Annotated in this window: 19 protein-coding genes and 1 pseudogene; 1 reads left to right on the forward strand and 19 read right to left on the reverse strand. The window is 62.3% G+C overall.

Translation table 11 applies throughout. The features are described from left to right. A pseudogene (locus AC11W3_RS16830) lies at positions 1-82 on the forward strand (30S ribosomal protein S20); the annotation flags it as partial. A 683-nt stretch (positions 83-765) separates the two neighbouring features. Here AC11W3_RS16830 and holA read toward each other — a convergent pair. From holA to AC11W3_RS16925, 19 genes are all read right to left on the reverse strand, one after another. Next, complete coding sequence (gene holA, locus AC11W3_RS16835) at positions 766-1,755, reverse strand: DNA polymerase III subunit delta (protein ID WP_484090025.1); 990 nt, start codon at positions 1,753-1,755, stop codon at positions 766-768. Beyond that, positions 1,755-2,204: an HI0074 family nucleotidyltransferase substrate-binding subunit gene (locus AC11W3_RS16840; RefSeq protein WP_484090026.1), complete on the reverse strand. Its 450-nt coding sequence runs from the start codon at positions 2,202-2,204 to the stop codon at positions 1,755-1,757. Before AC11W3_RS16840 ends, holA begins: the two co-directional genes overlap by 1 nt. A 137-nt stretch (positions 2,205-2,341) precedes the next feature. Then, positions 2,342-2,863 (reverse strand): LPS assembly lipoprotein LptE, encoded by a 522-nt coding sequence (lptE, locus tag AC11W3_RS16845; RefSeq protein WP_484090027.1) that lies wholly within the window; start codon positions 2,861-2,863, stop codon positions 2,342-2,344. Between the two features lie 16 nt (positions 2,864-2,879). After that, the gene (gene leuS / locus AC11W3_RS16850; protein ID WP_484090028.1) at positions 2,880-5,354 is read right to left on the reverse strand and encodes a leucine--tRNA ligase; all 2,475 of its coding nucleotides are present in this window, start codon (positions 5,352-5,354) and stop codon (positions 2,880-2,882) included. 377 nt (positions 5,355-5,731) lie between these two features. Further along, positions 5,732-6,109 (reverse strand): response regulator, encoded by a 378-nt coding sequence (locus AC11W3_RS16855; RefSeq protein ID WP_484090029.1) that lies wholly within the window; start codon positions 6,107-6,109, stop codon positions 5,732-5,734. Between the two features lie 29 nt (positions 6,110-6,138). Next, complete coding sequence (locus tag AC11W3_RS16860) at positions 6,139-6,957, reverse strand: GAF domain-containing protein (protein WP_484090030.1); 819 nt, start codon at positions 6,955-6,957, stop codon at positions 6,139-6,141. A gap of 24 nt (positions 6,958-6,981) precedes the next feature. After that, complete coding sequence (locus tag AC11W3_RS16865) at positions 6,982-8,046, reverse strand: protein-glutamate methylesterase/protein-glutamine glutaminase (protein ID WP_484090031.1); 1,065 nt, start codon at positions 8,044-8,046, stop codon at positions 6,982-6,984. Next, positions 8,043-8,912, reverse strand: a complete 870-nt coding sequence (locus tag AC11W3_RS16870) for a CheR family methyltransferase (RefSeq protein ID WP_484090032.1) — start codon at positions 8,910-8,912, stop codon at positions 8,043-8,045. Before AC11W3_RS16870 ends, AC11W3_RS16865 begins: the two co-directional genes overlap by 4 nt. After that, the gene (locus AC11W3_RS16875; protein ID WP_484093396.1) at positions 8,899-10,917 is read right to left on the reverse strand and encodes a HEAT repeat domain-containing protein; all 2,019 of its coding nucleotides are present in this window, start codon (positions 10,915-10,917) and stop codon (positions 8,899-8,901) included. The genes AC11W3_RS16870 and AC11W3_RS16875 overlap by 14 nt, the downstream gene beginning before the upstream one ends. Before the next feature lie 10 nt (positions 10,918-10,927). After that, positions 10,928-12,109: a response regulator gene (locus AC11W3_RS16880; RefSeq protein WP_484090033.1), complete on the reverse strand. Its 1,182-nt coding sequence runs from the start codon at positions 12,107-12,109 to the stop codon at positions 10,928-10,930. Continuing rightward, positions 12,103-12,612: a chemotaxis protein CheW gene (locus AC11W3_RS16885; protein ID WP_484090034.1), complete on the reverse strand. Its 510-nt coding sequence runs from the start codon at positions 12,610-12,612 to the stop codon at positions 12,103-12,105. The genes AC11W3_RS16880 and AC11W3_RS16885 overlap by 7 nt, the downstream gene beginning before the upstream one ends. After that, complete coding sequence (locus tag AC11W3_RS16890; RefSeq protein WP_484090035.1) at positions 12,609-13,007, reverse strand: response regulator transcription factor; 399 nt, start codon at positions 13,005-13,007, stop codon at positions 12,609-12,611. The genes AC11W3_RS16885 and AC11W3_RS16890 overlap by 4 nt, the downstream gene beginning before the upstream one ends. 128 nt (positions 13,008-13,135) lie before the next feature. Then, the gene (locus AC11W3_RS16895) at positions 13,136-13,885 is read right to left on the reverse strand and encodes a chemotaxis protein CheW (RefSeq protein WP_484090036.1); all 750 of its coding nucleotides are present in this window, start codon (positions 13,883-13,885) and stop codon (positions 13,136-13,138) included. Between the two features lie 479 nt (positions 13,886-14,364). Continuing rightward, positions 14,365-15,165 (reverse strand): ExeA family protein, encoded by an 801-nt coding sequence (locus AC11W3_RS16900; RefSeq protein ID WP_484090037.1) that lies wholly within the window; start codon positions 15,163-15,165, stop codon positions 14,365-14,367. Continuing rightward, complete coding sequence (locus tag AC11W3_RS16905; RefSeq protein ID WP_484090038.1) at positions 15,165-17,213, reverse strand: chemotaxis protein CheA; 2,049 nt, start codon at positions 17,211-17,213, stop codon at positions 15,165-15,167. The genes AC11W3_RS16900 and AC11W3_RS16905 overlap by 1 nt, the downstream gene beginning before the upstream one ends. Positions 17,214-17,300: 87 nt before the next feature. Then, the gene (locus AC11W3_RS16910) at positions 17,301-17,666 is read right to left on the reverse strand and encodes a response regulator (RefSeq protein ID WP_484090039.1); all 366 of its coding nucleotides are present in this window, start codon (positions 17,664-17,666) and stop codon (positions 17,301-17,303) included. Position 17,667: 1 nt separating this feature from the next. Further along, a complete protein-coding gene (locus AC11W3_RS16915; RefSeq protein ID WP_484090040.1) occupies positions 17,668-19,596 on the reverse strand; it encodes a response regulator in 1,929 nt (642 codons plus the stop codon). 80 nt (positions 19,597-19,676) lie between these two features. Continuing rightward, positions 19,677-20,999 carry a ribosome biogenesis GTPase Der gene (gene der / locus AC11W3_RS16920; RefSeq protein WP_484090041.1) on the reverse strand — a complete coding sequence of 441 codons (1,323 nt, stop codon included), beginning with the start codon at positions 20,997-20,999 and terminating at the stop codon, positions 19,677-19,679. Between the two features lie 494 nt (positions 21,000-21,493). Beyond that, positions 21,494-21,784 (reverse strand): hypothetical protein (locus AC11W3_RS16925; RefSeq protein ID WP_484093395.1); only part of this gene is annotated, 291 nt, incomplete at its 5' end.

A 21,784-nucleotide genomic window follows, 5' to 3' on the forward strand; every position in this document is an offset into this window, starting at 1 on the left:
TGCGACCAAGGGCATTATCCACACCTCCAACGCCTCCAGGAATGTCTCCCGCCTGACCAAGCTGGTTAACACTCTCGGCTAGTCGCAACAGGCAGGTCGGAAGCAGAAAGTTTAAAAGGGAATCCCAGCAGGGATTCCCTTTTTTCGTTGCTCATTCGGTTCCAGGGTTCAGGTTGCCAGGCAAAGGCGAAGGCAAATCCCCCCTGCCCCCAGTGGTGTCCGGTTAGGTTGTTGCTTTGCCTCTTTCCCTTCCCAACCTTCCTTCGAACCTGCTCCCTCTCCCCATGGGAGAGGGCTGGGGTGAGGGCAAGTGCCACGTAGATACGGGCTTCCCTCACCCCGACCCTCTCCCGGAGGGCGAGGGGGAGCTTGAAAAGTGGAGAAATGGGCAGGTGCAAGTAGCTAACCGGACAACGCTGCCCTGCCCCCCCTTCGCAAAGGGGGGGCCTTAGGGTGGCGACAGCGGTTTTACCTGGTTAATTCTGAGGTAGGGGCGGCGTACAAGCAGCGGTTCGCGCCCGGGAGGGCGCTCCTACGTGCGTCGCCGGCGGATCGGCAAGAGAGTTGCCAGCGGATCAGCAAGAGAGTTGCCGGTGGATCGGCAAGAGAGTTGCCGGTGGATCGGCAAGAGAGTTGCCGGTGGATCGGCAAGAGAGTTGCCGGCGGATCGGCAAGAGAGTTGCCATCAGGGCAGAAGCAGAGGTTGACATCAGATCCGAAGGTTGACGTCAGGCAGGAGGAGAGGTTGCCATTAGATCAGAACAGCTACTTCTTGCAGGTATCGATGACGAAACGCTCGAAGAGGGCATCGGCGATGCCTCCCGATTTGAAGGCGACATCGAGCTCCAGCATCCGCTCGAACACCTGCTTCAGCTCGGCCTCCTGGTAGTTCCGCGCCTGATCTGTCACCTTCTTCAGAAAATAGGGGTTTATGCCGGCGGCCTTGGCCAGGTCTCCGGATGACACCTTCCGGTCCAGCAACGCCCTCACCTGCCACAGCTGCCTGAAATGCCGCGCCACGGCTCCCAGCACCCGCAGCGGCGCCTCGCCGTCCTGCAGCAGCGTGGTCAGCATCCGCAGCGCCTTCTTTTGATCCTTCGAGCCCAGGGCATCGGTGAACTCGAAGACACTCTCGACCTTGGTGTCGGAGACGATAGCCTTGACCTCGTCGACACCTATCAGTTCTTTCTTCCCGCAGTAGATGCAGAGCTTCTCGATCTGCGAGACAAGCTCCTGCAGGTTGTTCCCGACCAGGTAAGCCAGCAGCTCGGCGGCAGCGGAATCTATCTTCTTCCCGGCGGCGCGGACCTCGTCGCGCACGTACGGCCCGAGCTGGTTTTCGTAGGGGCGCTTGAACTCGACGGCTTCGCCGCGCTTCTTGAACTCGGCGAAGAACTTCTTGCGGCCATCGACCTTCTCCGCCTGCAGGATCAGGCAGGTGGTCGGCGAAGGGTCCTGCAGGTAGGCAAGGAGGATCTCCATCGCGGCCGCGGAGAGATCTCCGCCCTTCTTCACCAGCACGACCCGGCGTTCGGCGAACATCGGCAGCGTCTGCCCCGCCGTGAAGACCTCGTCTCCCTTGCACTCGTTGCCGTAAAAGATGTTGAGGTTGAAGTCGCGGAAACCGGGGTCGACGGTGCGGTCGAGAAGCTTCTTCACCGCGCGCTCGACCAGGTACGGCTCGTCTCCATATAAAAGATAAAGGGGAGCGATCTCCCCCTTCTCCACAGCCCTGTTGAACTCCTCAGGTTTCATCATCGCCTCTTATGCCCCGCCCCTGCCACATGACCGACCGGCGTGGCTCCCTGCGCGACGCTGTCGATGAAATAGCGATGGAGCTGCCGTAAGAGAGGGAGATATCTCCCCTTTATTTTCTGCTCCATCTCGACAGCCGTTTCGTTGTCGTACGTGGCTACAGTGACCTTCCTGCCGTCGAGGGCATCGACCCAGTCGTCACCGTGCTGAATTATCCTGACTTCCAGGGCGCTCTTTATCGCCTCCCTGGGGCTGTTCACGACGACCCCTCCGGCCTCTTCGTATTCCCGCAAGAGCATCAAGCTCAGGTCGAATGCCATCTCGAAGAAGTGTATCAGTCCTGCCCGCTCGACTACCGACGGATTCTCGATCCCGGCCGCCTCCTGCAGCAGCAGAAAAGCCTTGTCGAAATACCCAAAAGTCTGCTGGCAGATATCCCACTCACTCATGTCCTTCACTCCGTTACTTCTCTCGACTCTGTCATGACTCGGCTCTCTACCAGGGAGAGGGGGAGTCTGTGAAAAAAACCGCCCACCAGCGGCATGCTGAAATGGGCGGTGCCAGTAGGTCTGCCACTCCGCGTACCTTAGAACATCTCTCCGACCTTCCGCCAGATGTCCTCTGAAAGACGACGGCAGATCATGGCGACGGCGGCTTCCTCGGCGTTCTGCTGGAGGGCCAGATTGGTGTTGACCGGGAAGGTCTGGTCCCGGGTCAGATCTCCCTTCCAGAGAACCTTCTTCGACAGCTGCTCCCGGAGGGTAGCCTGCACCGTCATGGTCGTCCGGTACTCCTCGATGGTATTGAGCGCCGTGTAAGAGACCGGGACCGTAGAGTAATGGGTGATGGTGCCGATCAATTCGAGCTGCGCCTCCTCGGCCGGAAGGACCTTGCCGCCGGTGCGCAGGGCGAACTCGTCGATCAGGTCTCTCGCCAGGGGCCCCTCCAGCCCGCGACGGTAGCTCTTGTTGGCAAACACGGTGACGTTCACCCCGTTGGCTTCGGCAAGAGGACCGCGCAGGGCGACGGGATGGTACCCGCACCCCGACAGCAGGACGATGGCGAGCAGAGGTGCGCAAAGGGCTTTCAAGAGAAGCGGCTTAGGCATCACGAAATTTATCCGCCTAGGCGACAACGATGTTGACCAGCTTGCCGGGGACGTAGACCACCGTCTTGACGCTCTTCCCTTCCACGAACGGCTTGACCTTGTCGTCAGCCAGCGCGGCGGACTTCACGGCGTCCTCCTGGACATCGGGGGCAACCATCAGCTTGGTCCTGAGCTTCCCGTTCACCTGGACGACGACCGTGATCTCCTCGTCAACGGTAGCCTCGGCGTCATACCCCGGCCAACCCGCGGCCACGACGCTCTCCTCATGCCCCAGCTCGGCCCAGAGCTCCTCGGTGAAGTGCGGGACGAACGGCGCCAGCAGCCGCACCACGGACTCGGCCGCCTCGCGCACCACGGCGACGTTCTCCGGGGCCCCCTTCTGGCTGAAGGCCTGGATGGCGTTGACCAGCTCCATGACCGCGGCGATGGCGGTATTGAAGTGGAAGCGGCCGTCGATATCCTCGGTGACCTTCTTGATGGTCTTGTGAACCGCGCGACGCAGGTTCTTGGCCTCGCCGGTGACCTTGGACGGATCAACGGCACCAGCGGTCTTGATCGACGGGAGCACGTCGTAGACCAGGCGCCAGACGCGGTTCAGGAAGCGGTAGCTGCCGTCGACACCCTGGTCGCTCCAGTCGAGGTCCTTCTCGGGGGGTGCCGCGAAGAGCGAGAAGAGACGGGCGGTATCGGCGCCGTAGCGCTCGATCAGGGCGTTCGGGTCGACCACGTTCCCCTTGGACTTGCTCATCTTGGCGCCGTCCTTGATCACCATCCCCTGGGTCAGCAGGTTGGAGAAGGGCTCGTCCACGTTGCAGTAGCCCAGGTCGCGCAGCACCTTGGTGAAGAAGCGGGCATAGAGGAGGTGCAGGACGGCGTGCTCGATCCCGCCGATGTACTGGTCCACCGGCATCCAGGCCTCGACCTTCTCCCGGTCCAGCGGCCCGGCCGCGAATTTCGGAGAACAGTAGCGCAGGAAGTACCAGGAAGACTGCACGAAGGTGTCCATGGTGTCGGTCTCGCGCCGGGCCCCGGCGCCGCATACCGGGCAGGTACAGTTGATGAAGCTCTCCACCTTGGCCAGCGGGTTCCCGCCTTCGCCGGTGAAGGCGGCATCCATCGGCAGCACCACCGGGAGGTCCTTGGTGGGAACCGGAACAACGCCGCAGATGTCGCAGTTGATGACCGGGATCGGGTTGCCCCAGTAGCGCTGGCGGGAGATGCCCCAGTCGCGCAGGCGGAAGTTGATGGTCTTCTTGCCGATACCTTCCTTCTCCAGGAAGTCGGCGATCGCTTCCTTGGCGTCGGTGTTGGACATCCCGTCGAAGCGGCCGGAGTTGACCATGGTCCCTTCGCCGGTAAAGGCCTCGGTCATGCCCGCGGGATCGAGAGTCTCGCCTTCGGGGTTGATGACCACCTTCAGCGGCAGGTCGTACTTCTTCGCAAACTCGAAGTCACGCTGGTCGTGGGTCGGAACCGCCATGACGGCGCCGGTGCCGTACTCCATCAGCACGAAGTTGGCCAGGAAGATCGGCATCTTCGCGTTGGTGACCGGGTTGATGCAGTACGATCCGGTGAAGACCCCTTCCTTCTCCAGGTCCTCGGCGCCGCGCTTGATGCGGTCGGTCTTCTTGACCTTGTCGATGAAGGCCTCGACCTGCGCACGCTGCTCCGGGGTGGTCAACTGCAGCGCCAGCGGGTGCTCGGCAGCCAGCGACATGAAGGTGGCCCCGAAGAGGGTGTCCTGCCTGGTGGTGAAGACGGTGACGCTGGACATACCGTTTTCCAGGGGGAAGTCGATCTCACAACCGACGCTGCGCCCGATCCAGTTCCTCTGCATGGTCAGGACGCGCTCCGGCCAACCGGCCAGCTTGTAGGTATCGTCGAGGAGTTCCTGGGCGTAGTTGGTGATCCTGAAGGACCACTGTTCCAGCTCCTTCTGCTGCACCACGCTGTCGCAGCGCCAGCAGCAGCCGTCCTCGACCTGCTCGTTGGCCAGCACCGTCTCGCATTTGGGGCACCAGTTGACGGCCGAGACCTTCTTGTAAGCGAGGCCCTTCTCGTACATCTCCAGGAAGATCCTCTGCTCCCACTTGTAGTAGTCGAGGTCGCAGGTGGCAAGCTCACGGTCCCAGTCGTAGGAGAGCCCGAGCGTCTTCAGCTGACCGCGCATATAGGCGATGTTCTCGTAGGTCCACTTGGCGGGATGGCTCTTGTGCTGGATGGCGGCATTCTCGGCGGGCATGCCGAAGGCGTCCCAGCCCATCGGGTGCAGCACGTTGTAGCCCTGCATCCTCTTGAAACGGGCGATAACGTCGCCGATCGAGTAGTTCCGGACGTGCCCCATGTGGATCTTCCCGGAGGGATAGGGGAACATCTCCAGCAGGTAGTACTTCTTTCTTGCCGGGTCCTCAACAGCCTTGAAGCTGTTGTGCTCGGCCCAGAATCCCTGCCACTTATCTTCAACCGCTTTCGGGTTATATCTCTCTTCCATCGAAGCCATCCTTCCATGCATCCATCTTCGGGGGATGCTAAGTGTATTTTATATTCAATGCTAATGCGGCATTTGAAATATCATCAATCTCTATCGCGGCGGACTCCCCCCTCCCTGGACCTCCCCCTCCGGGGGCGGGTACGTGGTGTGCGGGGTGCCCTTCGTGCAGACGCGGTCGGGCTCAACTCGTGACCTCCTTGTCAACTTCCCCCTCGCCCTCCGGGAGAGGGTCGGACCTTCCCTCACCCCAGGCGACAGGGAGCGAACGGTCCATCCGGAGGGGGCGGTGACTCTTCCTGGCGGCTCCCCTCCACCCTGGCCCTCCCCCGCGAGGGGGGAGGGGACTCAGAGGTGAGCGGGGTACAACGGGGTACAAACTACACTATCTTCAGCAGGTTCTTCGCCACGTCGAGGATCCTCGTGGGCTGGATCGGCTTGGTGATGTAGTCGTTGGCCCCCAGGGCAAGTGCGCGCTCGCGGTCCTCCTGGGCACCTTCCGTGGTGATGACGACAATCGGGATCGACCTGTAATTCACGTCGTTCCTGACCAGACTGACCAGCTTCAGACCGTCCATGATCGGCATGTTTATGTCGGTCAGGATCAGGTCGAAACGCTGGGAAGAGAGCTTCTTCAAGCCGTCAACCCCGTCGTTGGCCTCCACGATCTTGACGCCCCTGATCCTTTTCAAAGCAAAAGCGATGAGCTGCCTCATGGTTGGTGAATCTTCAACTATCAAAACATTGTATTCTGACATCTGACCAAATCCCCCCGTGCTACGACTGATTATTTCGTCAACAGATCTATGAATCCCTGGATGGTCGAGAGCTTGCGCTCTGAGTCGCTGTAGAGCCTGGAACTGAAGATGGCTGTGGCAGCGTGCCCGGCCAGGAGCGTGAAGAGCTCGTAGTCCACGGGGGCGAATTCCTTCTTCTGCATCAGGAGCTTGTAGATCGCCAGCACCCCGATTACGTGTTCCTTGATCTTCAGCGGAATGCAGACCATCGGGCTGGCGAAGTCGCGCTCATAGCCCTCGACGTCCTCGGCGAAGTAGTTCTCCCCGGAGGCCGCCACCTGCCCGATCACCCCCTTGCCCAGCCTGACGTGCGGGATTTCCTGGCGCTCGACCCCTTCGGTCGCCACGGCCTGGATCTCGTCACTCTTCTCGTCAAGGAGCATGATGGCGAACTCCTCGGCCCCGATCAGGTTGATGATGATCTCCGTGATGATCTGGAGCACCTCCTTGAAATCAAGGGTCGAATGGAGCTGGTAGCTGGCGATGTAGAGGTTGGCGAGGTTGTTGTTCTCGTCCTCCACCTCCAGGTAGCGGGCGGCGAAGTCCTGGTTCTCCTCCTCGACCTGCTTGATGCGGTCCAGGATCTCGCGCTTCTCCTGTTCGAGGTTGGCAATACGCTCGGCCATTTTCTGCACCTCGGGCGCGCCCTCGCCACCTTCATTGGGTTGGTTCTGCTCCAGCTCCAGCAGCCGGAAGCGCAACCGCTCGTTCTCCTTCAGGAGCTCCTGGGTGAACTCGGCTCCCTTCTTGAAAACCTGCAGGAACTCCTCACCCCTGCTGTGCACCAACCGCTCGTCGTCCTTTTGCATACACACTCCGCTTTCTCTTGTTTATCAACCAAATCGAGTAGAGAGGCCGCTTCTTTGCACGATCTCCCGCACCACCAAATCTATCGGGACCACACGGTCCACAAGCCCCGTCGCTATGGCCTCGCGCGGCATCCCGAAGACCACCGCGGAGTCTTCCGACTCGGCCACGACCTGGCCCCCCAGCCGCTTGGCCTCCCGAACCCCCTTGGCGCCGTCGTTCCCCATCCCGGTCAGCACCACCGCCAGCATCCGCCTTCCGAAGACGTCGGCGCACGAGCAGAACATGGCGTCGACCGAGGGGATGTAGCGATCCTGTTTGCCAGGCTCGACCACCCGGGCCACCACCCGGTCGGCCATCCTGGCGAAGAGCAGGTTCTTCCCACCCGGCGCTATCAGCGCCCGCCCCGGCAGGACCTCATCGCCGTCTTTCGCCTCCCGGACGTCGAAGCCGGTGCAGCGGTTGAGCCTCTCCGCGAAGGCCTTGGTGAAACCCGCCGGCATGTGCTGCGAGATCACGATGGCGAAGGGCGCGGGCTCGCTGAAGGCGGTGAAGATCCGCTGCAGGGCCGGAGGTCCGCCGGTGGAGGCGCCGATGGCCACCACGTCGATGGCGGCGGCCCCGCTCGGCCTCGCTACCGGCAGCGACGGCTCTTCCGTGAGCACGGGCTCGTACCGCTTCTGCACCCTGGCCATGTTCAGCTTGAAAACCGCCTGCACCTTCTCGTGGAGGTCCGCCTGGATCTTCAGGAGCTCCTCGGAGATGATGGTGGTCGGCTTGGCGATGAAGTCGACCGCACCGAGCTCAAGGGCCTTGAAGACCTTCTCGTCGCCGCTGGTCGAGCTGATCACGATCACCGGCACCGGCGAAGACGCCATCAGGATGCGCAGCATGGTGAAACCGTCCATCCTCGGCATCTCCAGGTCGAGCGTGACCAGGTCAGGGGTAAGATCGATCACCCGGCGGATCCCCTCCTCGCCGTTGGTGGCGTACCCCACCACCTCGACTCCGGGGAGTTCCTCCAGCATGCGGGTGATGGCGCGGCGGTTATAGGCCGAATCGTCGACCACTACTACCCGTATCTTTTTCACCTGGCAGCTCCGTTCTGGGTGGGAGCCGTCTTCTGGTAGACCATGTCGTTTTTAAGGTGCCTCAACGAGAAGGCGGTTGAAATGTTCATTAGCGACTCTGAGTGCCCCAGCAGCAGGTATCCTCCGCTGCGCAGGGTGTTGTGGAACGATTCGATGACCCGCTTCTTGGAATCCTCGTCGAAATAGATGATCACGTTGCGGCAGAAGATCACGTCCATCTTGCCGAGGAGCGCCAGGCGGTTGGCGTCGAACAGGTTCATGTGGCTGATGGTGACCAGCTCCCGCACCTCGTCGCAGACCCGGCAGCCCCCCTCCGCCTCGGTGAAGAAACGGTTGAGGTAGCGCTCTTCGGTGCAGCGGAAAGAGGACTTGGAGTAGATCCCCTTGCGGGCGTGCTGAACCACCCTCTGGCTGATATCTGTGCCCACGATCTCGATGCGCCACCCCTGGAAGCAGTCGAGCTCCAGCAACAGCATGGCGATGGTGTAAGGCTCTTCGCCGGTGGAGCAGCCCGCGCTCCAGATCCTGAGGGTGCGGTCGCGCTGCTTGGACTGCATCAGCTCGGGAATGATCTCGTCCGTGAAGGCCTTGAGCTGGAAGGACTCGCGGAAAAAGTAGGTCTCGTTGGTGGTGAGGATATCCATGATATCGGAGATTTCCTCATCCTTGCGGCGATCGTACTTGAGAAACTGGTAGTACTCCCTGAAGCCCGACAGTCCATGGAGGGTGACCCTCTGCAGCAGGCGCCGGTCCAGCAGGTACTTGCTGTCCGCGTCGAAGTAGAGGCCGCAGTGGTTGTAGATCAGATCCCTGATCAGGCGGAACTCCTCTTCGGTCAGCTGGAGTGCTGGTTCACTGAATAGCATTGCTGAGCCCGCCCATCAGTCCCACGATCTCGTCCTTGACCAGCGAATCCGCTTCCTTTGCCAGCGCCTCCCTGAGAAGGGGAAGCGCCCGCACGCCGAGGAGCCGTACCGCGGCTCTCGCGAAAGAGCGCCTCACCGCCCAGTGGCGGTGCGCCATGAGCGCCGGCGAGTGTTCCTCGATCCAGTCGGCGCCAGTGCCGGCCAGGATCCCGATGGCGGCCTCGACCACCTCTTCGTCGCTGTCGGCCAGCGCGCCCTTGATCGCGGCCAACTCCTCCGGCCCGCCCACGGCGGCCAGGGTCGAAAGGGCGGCAATCAGCACGGGGCCCTGCGCCCTGGAGAGGAGCGACTTCACGGCGGGGAGCGCCGCGCGATCGCCCAGGGAGGAGAGTCCCTTCAGTGCGGCGCTCTGCACCCAGGGGTCAAGGTCGCCCAGTGCGAGAATGAGGGGATCGAGCACTTCCGCCCCCCCGATCTCGGAGAGCGCCTGGGCTGCCGCCACACGGACTTCCGGGTCCTCGTCGGCCAGCGCCATGGCCAGCGGCCCCACCGTTTCCGGGAGCCTCAACCTTGCCAGGGAAGCTACCGCGGCGCGGCGCACCGTGGCGTCCTCGTCCTTGGCCAAGAGGGAGAGACGCTCGCTGTCGGCGAGCCCGGAAAGGAGCAGCGCCGCCTGGCGCCTCTTTTCGGCCGAAGCAGAGCGGGAGAGTTCGGCGCAAAGGGCGGCGATCCCGCCCGGGTCGGCGCCGGAGAGGCGCTGCAGGGCTTCGAGTGCGTCGCCGCGCACCTGGGGATTCAGGTCATCGAGGAGCCGGGCAAGCCTCCCGGAAGCACCCTCAGGGGCGAGCTTTCCGAGCGAGCGGGCACAGGCGGCACGAAGCTCGGGGCCGTCGTCGGCCAGCCCGCTGAAGAGGAGATCGGCAGCCTCGCGGCAACCGAGCTCTCCCAGGAGATGGGCGACCATGACCCGGCCGTCGTATTCGGCGCTCCGGTAGTGGACCAGCAGCTGCGGCAGCGCGGCTGCTCCGATCCCCCGGAAGGCATCGAGGCAGGCGGCAGTCATCCTCTCCTGGCCGGCCACTTCCAGCAGCGGGACGCTGGCCCGCTCGTCGCCGACGATGCCGGCCAGGCGGACCAGCGGCTCGAGATGCGCTGCGTCGGCAGTTCCGAAGGAGGAGAAGATGGCCTCAACCGCCGCCCCACCCTTCAGTTCCCTGAGCGGCAGATCGACCAGCGGTGCTACCTCATCAGCGGAGAGGCGTCCCCTGACCCGCATCAGCGCCACGGCCGCGACCTCCCGCGGGGTCTTGCCCTTCTCCTGCAGACCCTGCAGCAGCACCGGGATCGCCTCGGCAGCGCCCACGCCACCTAGGCAGTCGTAGACCGCGCGCTTGAGGAGCTTTTCCCGCACCAGGGGGGCCAGGGTCGAGAGCGGGACCGGGGCACCGATCAGCGCCAGGGCGTCGAGCACCGTGAACTTCAGCCAGACCTCGTCCCCTTCCAGCACCTTCAGCAGGTACGGGACCGCCGCGGGATCCCCCAGTTTTCCGAGGTTTTCCGCAGCCGCCACCCGCACGTTCGGGTCCGAGTCCTCCAGCGCCTTCACCAGCAGCGGGACACAGGAGGTGCAGCGGATGCTTCCGAGGATGTCGATTATGAACTTGCGCAGATCGTGGTCGGGGTCATCGAGGTAGCGGCAAAGAGGCCCCACCGCCACCGAGCCCAGGCGCTCCAGCGATTCGACCGCTGAGTTCCTGAGACCCGCATTGTCGGAGGCCCGCAGCAGCGAGATCAGCCCCTCCACCGCCTCCGGGCCCGGCCCGGCCTGGACCAGGACGGCCACCGCCTCCTTCCTGACGCGCCAGCTCTCGTCCCCCATGGCGCTGAACAGCAGCGGCAGGGACAGATCGAGGGGGTGCCGAGCCAGTTCGACGACAGCGAAACGTCTAGCCTCCTCGTCAGGCGAGCGAAGCTCCTCAGCGATATGTTCGAGATTGCTGACCAGGGCGGTTCTCCTAGATGCGCAGCTCGGCGCGTTTTTTTGCTATCAACTCCTCGAAGGCGTCCTTGAGGAAGGTGGTTCTCTCTCGCACATCCTCGGGGACGCGCTGACGGTACAGGCGATCACCCTCCCGGATGTCATCGGCCAGCAGCGCATAGAAGCTCCCTTCCCGCACCCCCTGCTCCACCTTGGCCTGGTTGTAGAGGACGATGTCCGAAACGATGATGCGCGCCAGGCGCTTGGCCTTGACCTCGGTCTCGGAGAGTGCTGCGCTGGCCTGCGGAGGCGCCACCGGGGGTGCTTCCGGCAGCGGCGCCATCTCCTCGAACGGTACGATCTCCTGCATCGCCACGCTCTCGGCGGCGGCGCTCAGGGCCGTCCCGATCAGAGGCTGAGGCTCCTCCATGTCCAGCGCCCGCGGGGTAACCGGCGGAACTGCGGGAGCGGTGGTCTCGCTGACCTCCGCCTCACGGATCTCGGTACGGGTCTCTTCCTGGCTTGCCAGGTCCGACTGGCTCGGATCATGAGCCGGCGGGACGCTGCCGGAGGTCAGGCGGTAAACCATCGGCACAAGCGAGTCCGGAATGTGGTGCTTCTCGATGTAATCGTCGGCGCCGTAAAGCGAGTTCGGCGACCGCTTGTAGCGGGTCTTGTCGTAGATGGAGGCTATCAGCACGATCTTGGTGCCCGCCAGGTCGGGGTTCTGCCTGACCCGCTCGCAGACCTCGAATCCGAACATGGTGGGGAGCGCCACATCGAGAAGGAGCAGATCCGGGCGCACGCTCTCCACCGTTTCCAGTGCCACCTTGCCGTCGTTGCAGACCACCACCTCGAAAGGTTCGGTCGACAGGACCTTGCGCACCGCATCGCAAAAGGCGCGGCTCTCGTTGGCCACCACCACCTTGATCTGGCCGCCCCGCGGCGCCGGGGCCTGCTGAACCGGTTCCTGCAACTGTTCCTGCCGCTCAGGCTTCTGCTCCACGACCGGCAGCACCGGTTTCCGGACCTGCGGCTGGACCTGCTCCCGCACCGGCTCCTGGACCGGCGGAGCCGCCGGCGGCTCACCCTGCTGCGGGGCCTTGCGGACCATGCGGAAGACAGCCTTGCAGCTGGAACAGCGGAGTTTTCTCCCCTCTTCGAGTACGGCCGGGTTGACGTCGAATCGCTTCTTGCAGTTTGGGCAGACTATCAGCATGCGGTGCTCTTTTCCATTTGGGAGGTGTGCCCCTTGGGGGGCGTCAGGTAGCCGAGTTGAGCCATTTCCTTGAACGTCAGCAGCGCGTCAATGTTGAGCAGCATGACCGGAACCTCCTGAACCAGGAAGAGCCCGACCATGTACTCGCCGCCGACCAGGCGGACACCGCGCGGCGGCGGCTTGAGCTCCCTCATGGGGACCGTGATCATCTCGGTGACCTCGTCCACGATCAGCCCCAGCGGCTGGCCGGCCATCGAGAGGATCAGCAGCCGCGAGGTCTCACGGTTCTCCGCCGCGGCGAGCCCGAATCTCTTCCTCAGGTCCACCACCGGTATCACCGAGCCACGGAGGTTTATCACCCCTTCCACGAAGGGGAGCGCCCTGGGCAGCGGGGCGAGCTTGGGGAGCCTGATGATCTCTTTAATGCGCATGATGTCGACGGCATAGAGCCCTTCCTCCATCCTCACGCAGGCGACCTGTATTTCCTGCAGCTCCTGCTTCACGCTCCCCCTCCTTTAGCCGCCCCGGCCTTCTTGATCAGTTCGTCGATAACCTCCAGCACCTTCACAGACTTGAAGGGCTTGGTTATGTAGGCGTCGGCACCGGCCGTCCTGCCCCGCTCGAGGTCGAGGGTGCTTTTTTTGGCGGTCAGCATCACCACCGGGACGTGGCTCGTTTCCGGGTTCTCCTTGATCCTGCGGCAGACCTCGAAGCCATCCATCAGCGGGAGCATGATGTCCAGGACCACGACGTCCGGGGTGCTTTTAGCCAGCTCCTCGAGGGCCGCCTTGCCGTCCCTGGCTCCGGTAACCGCATACCCCTTCGAGGTAAAGAGGATGGTCTCCAGCTTGAGGAGGCTCTCCTCATCCTCGACCACGAGGATCGTGTTCTTTCCCATGCGCCCTCCGCATTGCAGGTAACGGGTAGCGGCCAGGACCGGGGACTAGAGGAAGAGCGGGCAAGGGCGCATTTGCGGCGTCCACCTCCCTTCTCATTTCCCTTAGCCTTTAGCCCTTAGCCCTTAGCCTAAAACAGACTCACGTCCAACACCTTCTCCATGTCGAGGAGGATCAGCATCCGCCCGTCCACCCGGCCGATTCCCTGGACGAAATCGCGATCGATCCCCTCCAGCACCACCGGCGGAGGCTCGATCCCGGCCTGCGGGATGCGCACCACCTGTACCACCTCGTCGACCAGCACGCCGCACAGGCCGCTCTGGCGGTTTACCACGATGACCCGCTCGCGCTCGGTAGAGGTCGAGTCCGGGAGTCCCAGCCTCACCCTCATATCGAAGATGGGGATGATGATGCCGCGAAGGGAGAGCACCCCCCGCACGAAGGAGGGAACCCGCGGCACCTCGGTCACCTCGCGCGGCTTGATGATCTCCTTGATGTCCATGATGTCGATGGCGTATTCCTCGCTCGCCACCTTGAAGCAGAGGAGTTCCAGGGTCGCCGCTGCAGTGTCCGCGCTGAGGGAAACCATGCCGTCCATGTCGGCGGTTTCGCGTCCCTTGAGGATGACCGCGACGGGGTCGAACTGGTCGAGATCGTCGGGGTCGAACTCCGCAGGTAGCGGATCGTCCAGAGAGTCGGAGCGCCATTCGAAACCGGCGGGCTCCGGGGACTCCACGGGCTCGGCGGACTCGATCGCCGACTCCGTCTCAGGCGGCTGCGGCGCGGCCTCCGGCGCTGCGGCCGCAGGGGGCACAACGGTGGGGGGCTCCGCCGGAGCTACTCCCTTTTGCGCCTTCTTTCTGATCTCCGCGAGATTCATCTTCTACTCCCTTAAAACCAAAACCTTCAACCAAACCCGTTTCGCGCGGGATTAAATCTGATAACTTCGGATTAAACCAAAGCACAAACCCTGACAAGCTCCCTGAACAAAGCCAGCTTCGGATGCACCCCTACCCCCGTTTAAAGGTTGCGAGGTGCGATCAGATTTGATCCGAATTTAATCCCGCGCCAGAAAGGGTTTAAACCAGCAGTTCCCCGGCGGCCTCGTCGACAATCGCCGCGTCTATCCAGGATGCGTCCCTGCCGAAGCCGATCAGGAGCGCGTTGGTCGCCATCCCCAAAACCTTCAACCAAGCCCGTTTCGCGCGGGATCAAATCTGATAACTTCGGATTAATCCAAAGCACAACCCCTGACAAGCGCCCTGAACAACCAGCTCCGGATTGTACCCCCAACCCCGTTTAAAGGTTGCGAGGTACGATCAGATTTGATCCGAATTTAATCCCGCGCCAGAAAGGGTTCTAAACCAGCAGTTCCCCGGCGGCCTCGTCGACAATCGCCGCGTCTATCCAGGATGCGTCCCTGCCGAAGCCGATCAGGAGCGCGTTGGTCGCCACCGCGTTGATCCTTCTGGGCACGCCGCCGGAAAGCTCGTAGATCCGCTGCACCGCGTCCGGGGAGAAGAGCCCCGGCTCCCCCCCCGCCGCGGCCACCCGGAAATCGAGATACTCCAGGGTCTCCTCCAGCCCCAGCGGGGCCAGGTGGAAGTTCAGCGAGATCCGCTGCCTGAAGGGCTCGTACACCGGCGAAGCCAGCATGACGCGCAGCTCGGGCTGCCCCATGAGGATCACGCTCAGCAGGTTCTTGTCGTCGAGCTGGAAGTTGGTCAGGAGCCTGATCTCGTCGAAAAGCTCCCGGTCCGGTATCATCTGGGCCTCGTCTATCACCACTACCGGGACCCGCCCCTCGTTGTGCAGGCGGTAGAGCGCCCCGGTGATCTCCCTGAGGAGCTCGTCCTTCTTCAGCGACGGTGTCCCCACCTCCAGCCCCGAGGCGATCACCCTGAGGAGCTCGTCCGCCGTGAGCCGCGGGTTGAAGACGAAGAGGAAATGGTAACGATCCCCCATCTGGTCCATGAGGGCCCGCGAGATGGTGGTCTTGCCGCAGCCGATCTCCCCGGTCAAAAGGGCCAGTTCGCTCTCCTCGACCGCGTATTCGAGCCTCGCCAGTGCTTCCCGGTGGCCGCTGCTCATGTAGAGAAAGCGGGGGTCGGGGGTCTTGCTGAAGGGCTTCTCGATCAGCCCGTAAAAAGCCTTGTACATCAGGCACTCCCGCGAGTCGCCTCGCTGATCACGCTGCCCACATCCAGCACCAGGATGGTGCGCTGGTCGCCGAGGTCGGCCGCCCCGGAGATTCCCTTGAAACCCGCGAAGGTCTCGCCGATCGACTTGATCACTATGTCCTGCTGGCCGAGGAGGTCGTCGACCACCAGCCCCAGCCTCTTTTCCGCGACCCCCACGACCACGACGTAGAAGGTCTCGGGCGCGGCGGCGGCCCCCTTCAGCTCGAAGAACTGGGAGAGGCGCAGCAGCGGCAGCGTGGTCTCGCGCAGCTGGATGACTTCCTTGCGCTCCACGGTCTTGATCTCGTTGCGCTCGACGATGATGCTCTCCAGCACCGAGGTGATGGGGAGGGCATAGGTGCGCCCGGCGGTGGTGATGATGAGCGCCTTGATGATGGCCAGCGTGATGGGGAGGGTGATGGTCACCTTGGTCCCCTGGCCGAGGGAGCTGTCGAGGTCGATCATCCCGGAGAGGTTGGCGATGTTGGTCCGCACCACGTCCATGCCGACCCCGCGCCCGGAGATGTCGCTCACCGTTTCCGCGGTCGAGAAGCCCGGCAGGAAGATCAGCTCCAGCGCCTCCCTGTCGCTCACGTCGAAGGGCGAGCTGATCAGGCCGCGGTCGACCGCCTTCTGCCTTACCCGGCCCAGATCGATCCCGGAGCCGTCGTCCTCGATCTGGATCACCACATGGTTCCCCTTCTGGAACGACGAAAGGGTGATGGTCCCCTTCTCGTCCTTGCCGAGGGCTGCCCTCCTTTCGGGGGTCTCGATCCCGTGGTCGATGGAGTTCCTCACGATGTGCATGACCGGGTCGGAGATATCCTCGATGATCAGCTTGTCGAGTTCGGTCTCGGCCCCGAAGAGCTTCAGCTCGACCTTCTTGCCCTGCTCCCGGGAAATCTTCCTTACGATACGGGACATCTTCTCGAAGAGCTGCCCGACCGGGATCATCCTGATCTCCATGACCCCTTTCTGCAGTTCCGAGAGCTTCTTCTCCAGCCCCTTGGCCGCCTTGGAGAGGTCCTGCCCCGGGATGGTCAGTCCGTCGCGGCGCATGCGGCCGGCCACTTCAGCGATCATGGAGTGGGAGAGGACCAGCTCGCCCACGATGTTCATCAGGAGGTCGAGCTTGCCGATGTCTACCCGCACGGTGCGGCTCATGCTCTTGGCGCTGACCGAGCTCTCGATGGAGCCTGAGGGCTGCGGGATCTCTTCCTCGACCTGCGACGGCATGACCGGCAGGGGCGCCGGTGCCTGGCCTCTGTCGGCCGCGGCTTCTCCCCCGTACATGGTGATGGTCAGGTGTTCGCGGTCGATGAGCGGGGTCAGCTCCCCTACTCCCATTTCGGACCCGAAGAGGATCTCGAAATCGATGCCGGCATCGAGGCCGCCAGAGGCGGAGGGGAGTGTGCTGATCACCTCGCCCACCTGCTTCAGCAGCTCGGTCAGCTCCATCAGCTCGGAGTCGAAGCTGGAGAGGAGCAGCGAGACGTGGATCGAATAGATGCGCCTCCCCTTCTTGACGTTCTCCAGCAGGCGGTGCTCCTCGTACTCGGTCATGGAGCTCAGCACCCGCTCGGGGATGTTCAGTCGGGCCAGGGGTGACTCGTTCGATCCCTGCGGCTTATTGGTGAGGCAGTCGTTGATGTGCTGCATGGCGGAGGAGACATCGACCGGCTCTCCCCCCGGCTCGGCCGCGTTGCGGACCAGCAGACCGAGGAGTTCGGTCCCTTCGAAGAGGGTGCTCACCACCCGCTGGTCCAGCTCGACCTTCCCCAGCCTCAGTGCATCGAGGAGATTCTCGAGGTGGTGCCCCAGGTCGGCGATCTCGGTGAAGCCGAACATCCCGGCGAGCCCCTTGAGGGAATGGGCGGCCCGGAAGACCGAGTTCACCAGGTCGGGGTTGTAGTCACCGCCGTCGGCGCAGTCGCTCAAAGCCACCAGATCCAGGCTCAACTGGTCCAGGATCTCCTCAGCCTCGGCCAGGAAATCCTTGACCGCCTTTCCGATGTTTTCCTCTGTCATAAGAACCCCGTGAAAGGTGAAGGGTGAAGGGTGAAGGGTCGAAAAACCTTCTGCCTTTATTCACCTTTCACCTTTCACCTTTCACAGTTAGTCAAGGTACTTGCATATCAATTCCTGCAGCCGTGCAGGATCGAAGGGCTTGATCAGGTATTCGTTGGCGCCGAGCGCCTTCCCCTTCTCAAGGTCGCGGTCGCCGCTCTCGGTGGAAACGATGAAGAGCGGGATCGACTGGTAGTTCGGGTTGTTCCTCACGTAGCTGATCAGCTCCAGACCGTTGATGTCGGGCATGTTGATGTCGGTGATGATCAGGTCCACTTGCTCGCGTGGCAGAAGCCGCAGCGCCTCGAACCCGCTGGCAGCCTCCACGATGGCGTATTTTTCCAGCTCATCAATGGTCGAGACCAGCATCGAGCGCATGGTGTTGGAATCTTCTGCTATGAGTATCCTCTTCACGTCAATTCTCCCCCCGTCCCTGGTCCTGCAGCCTACGCTGCAGCAGGGCCTTCTCCATTGCTATCCCGGCCTGGCTCAGGAAGATCTCAAGCGATTCGGTGTCGCCGACAGGTTTTTGTTCCGGGAGGTTGTCGCCGTACAGCACCGCGACCACCTTCCCCTCGCTGACAACTGGTCCCACGAATACCTCGCCGGGTCTGGCTCCACCCAGCTGGTCCAGAAATAGACGGTTCCCAACCGAATCCTCGAACGGCCCCTTCAGGGTGAACTTGGTCTCCAGCACGGGGCTGAAGATCGATGGCTCGTTCCTCGGTATGCGGAGGCTCCTGACCCTGACATCGGCACTGCCGTCCCGGTCGTCGAGCCCGAACTGCCCCAGCCCCTGGATGAAATCCTTCTTCACCAGCAGCACCACGCCGCGGTTCATGAACTCGGCGGCGAAACGGAGCACCAGCAGGATGATGCCGCCTCCCAGCTGCGGATTGTTAAGCTCCTCCAGCATCCCCCGCAGTTGGGAAACCCCGACGCTCTGGTGGATCTGCGGCGCCGGCAGCGCCGGCTCTTCGCCCATCTCGAGGCGAAGCTCGTCGCCGATGTTGACCCGGTTGAGCCCGGCCGCGCCGACCACAGTCTCGACGTGGGTGAGTGCCGCGAAGAGGATCGGCATGAAATCGTGCAGCGAATCCTCAAGCTCCGCCTTGACCGGCTTCATCACCAGGGGAATCCCCATGCCGCGGGTCTTTCTCTGCGCCTCCTCGTTGGGAACGTCAGTGAGGGCGAGGACCGGCAGTTCCGGGAAGTTATTGCGCAGAAGTTCCATCAGCTCCAGCCCGCCCACTATCCCGGTGCCGTCCATGCGCGGCATGATCAGGTCGACCACCACGGTGGGGCGGACCCCTTCACGGTAGAGGTTGTCGACCCGGATGAGGGCGTCTTCGCTGCGCTCGATGGCGTAGACTCGGTACCCTTTCGTTTCCAGGAGGGGCGTCAGCGCCCCCAGTGTCTCCGGGTCGTCGTCCACCAGCACCAGCGGCTGGGTCTCTGAAGGTAGGGCAGCCGGCTCCTCTGCCCGGGCAGCAGCGGCGGCAAAAGGATCCACGTTTCCAGCGACGGCAAAGGGATCAACCGTTGCAGCGGCGGCAAAGGGATCAACCATCGCGTCGGCGGCAAAGGGATCCATAGCCGCGAAATCGGTATCATGGGGGGGTACTTCGGCCGAGGCGGCCGGGGCCTTCGAATCATGACCGGCGGTGGCGGGTTTCGCTACCGGCTCGGGAAAGGAAACTTCAATGGGCGGGAGCTTGTGCGGGGGGTGCGCCTTTTCCGCCGGCGGGGCAGGAGTTTCCTGGAGGAGGTCAAAGGCGAAGTCGACGCTCTCCTCCTGCGTCGCCCCCTCTTCCTCGCCCGACTCGGCGCGGTGCCGCTGCTCGTCGATGATGCGCGACCCTTCCATGGCGAGGTACTGCGGGTTCAAGCCCTGCTTCAGCATGAACTGGACGGCGTCGAAGTTTGCCGCGTCCCCTTCCGCCACCTCCTGCAGCTCGAACTCGAAAGACCCCTCGGCCCAGGCGAAGAGGGAATAGACGACGTTCTCGATCTGCTCCCTCACCACGGCCTCGATGGAGTCGTGGCTGATCGCGAAGCGGTCGATCAGGATCGCGCCCAGGAGCTGGGTATAGCCCTCGTCAGCCTGGATGCTCAGGGCGCGTTTCAGGGTCACGAGATCGATGACCCCCTTCTGGATCAGCACCTCGCCCAGGTTCTGCTGAAAGGTGGTGGAGGTAGCCCTGATCACCTGGCCGCTGCGGAAGATGACCCGCGCCTCCCGCCCACGACTTTCGAGGGAGAGCACGCCGGATCTTCTGCTCAGGCTCACGATCTGTAGGATCTCGCCGAGCCCAAGGTCTTCCAAATTTCCGACGAGACTCATGGCCGCTGCTCTCTCATGTGAATGATGGGATCGAAATTCTCATCATACTAAACTATCGTAACCTCTAAGTAAAGAATGATTTAGGACTGCTTCTTGTCCCTGCCGCGGAAAAGAAGTTTCAGCGGAGTCCCGGTAAAACCGAAGGCGTCGCGAAACCGGTTCATGATGTAGCGCTCATAGGAAAAGTGGATCCCGTCCGGCTGATTGGTGAATACCACGAAGGAAGGGGGCTTGATCGCGACCTGGGTGGCGAAGAAGAATTTCACCCTTCTCCCCTGGGAAAGGGGGGCATGGTTGTCGTCCGTTGCCTGCGAGAAGACCCGGTTGAGCTCACTGGTCGAGACCCTCTTGGAGAACTGCTCCATGACCAGGTCAACCTCGGGGATGATCTTTCCGGTCCTCTGGCCTGTGGTGGCGGAGATGAACAGGATCGGCGCGAAAGGGAGGTACTTGAAGCTGCGCCTGATCTCCTCGATGAACTTGCCCATGGAGGCGTTGTCCTTGGAGAGAGAGTCCCACTTGTTGACCACGAAGATGCAGCCGCGCCCGGCCTCGTAGGCGTAGCCGGCGATCTTGGAGTCCTGCTCGGTGACCCCGTCCTCGGCGCTCAGCACGATCAGCACCACGTCGGCCCGTTCGATGGAGCGCAGGGCATCCATGACGCTGTACTTCTCGATCTTCTCGGTGGTCTTTCCCTTGCGCCTGATCCCAGCGGTGTCGATCAGGAGGTAGGGCTTCTTGTTCACCATGAAACGGGTGTCGACCGCGTCCCTGGTGGTCCCGGCGGTGGGGTTCGCCACCACGCGCTCGTAACCCAGCAGGCGGTTCACCAGCGTCGACTTGCCGACGTTGGGTCGCCCCACCACGGCGATCTTGGTGATATCGTCATCGTCGATCTTGTCTGTATCGTGGGGCAGCGCCTCGACGACCTCGTCCATGAGGTCGCCCACGCCGCGGTTGTGCTCGGCGGAGATGGTGTGGATCCGGTCGATCCCCAGCGAGTAGAAGTCGCCCGCAGCCGCTTCCAGGCGGTCACCGTCGACCTTGTTGATGATGTAGAAGATCGGCTTGTTGACCCGGCGCAGCATCTCCACCACGTCCCGGTCGGCGGGAGTCAGCCCGTCGCGGGCGTCCATGACGAAGAGGATCAGGTCGGCCTCGTCCATGGCGAAGCGCGACTGCTCGCGCATCTGCTGCAGCATCCGGTCCTTGGTTTCCGGCTCGAACCCGCCGGTGTCGACCAGGATGAAGGGGACGTCGAAGCGGGTGACCTCGGCGTAATTTCGGTCCCGGGTAACACCCGGCATATCGTCGACCATCGCCTTGCGGCGTCCGACCAGCCTGTTGAAAAGGGTGGATTTCCCGACGTTCGGTCGTCCGACGATGGCAATAATTGGTTTCATGGCATCCAGCTTGAGAAGAGAGCGGTTCCAAGGAGCTAAAACAGCTACACTTTCTCTTGTTATTGGTATTTGAAAACTAACCTATATGTGTAACATTTTGCAGCACAATAAGCAAGCGACTACCAGAGAGCGCGATATGTTAAGCCGCGGCTAATCTGGTCTGTCATCATATTTGACGGTGGCACAGGGACAGAAGCAGTGTAAGTGTTTCGACATGGTGGTCATTGCTGAAGATGTGGAGGCACTCGGTGACAAAGCATTCCACAGTTCATTTGAAACCGTTGTCAAAACTGTCATAGTATTTCTGCCATCACACGAACTGATTAGCGCTAATTTTCCGCTATGAGATTGTCATCCCCGAATGCCCTTATCGGGGATCCAGATTTCACGCCGTTTAGGAGCTGGATTCCCGATCAGAATCGCTTCGGGAATGACAGCTTTGGAAGCTGGCGGAAGATTGGTACTAATAGGAAGCCTGAAGGGCCTTCCCTTGATCATGCCCCGCCCGTCTTTCTGATCAACAGGCGGGAAAGGTTCTCCTTGTAAAAGACCACCCCAAGGAAGAACGCGTACAGCACGCCGTTTGCCGCAAAGAGCAGCAGGCGGTCATGAAACGGCCATGCCTTGCTGATGAAGAAGAGTGCCATGGCGAAGGCGGAATATGCCGCGATCTTGGCAACCTCGTACTGCACGGGAAAGTATTTCTGCCCCCAGAAGTACGAGAGCAGCATCATCAGGAAGTAGCAGACGAAGGTCGCCCAGGCCGCACCCGCATACCCAAGCAT

This window comes from Geomonas sp., from assembly GCF_056994735.1.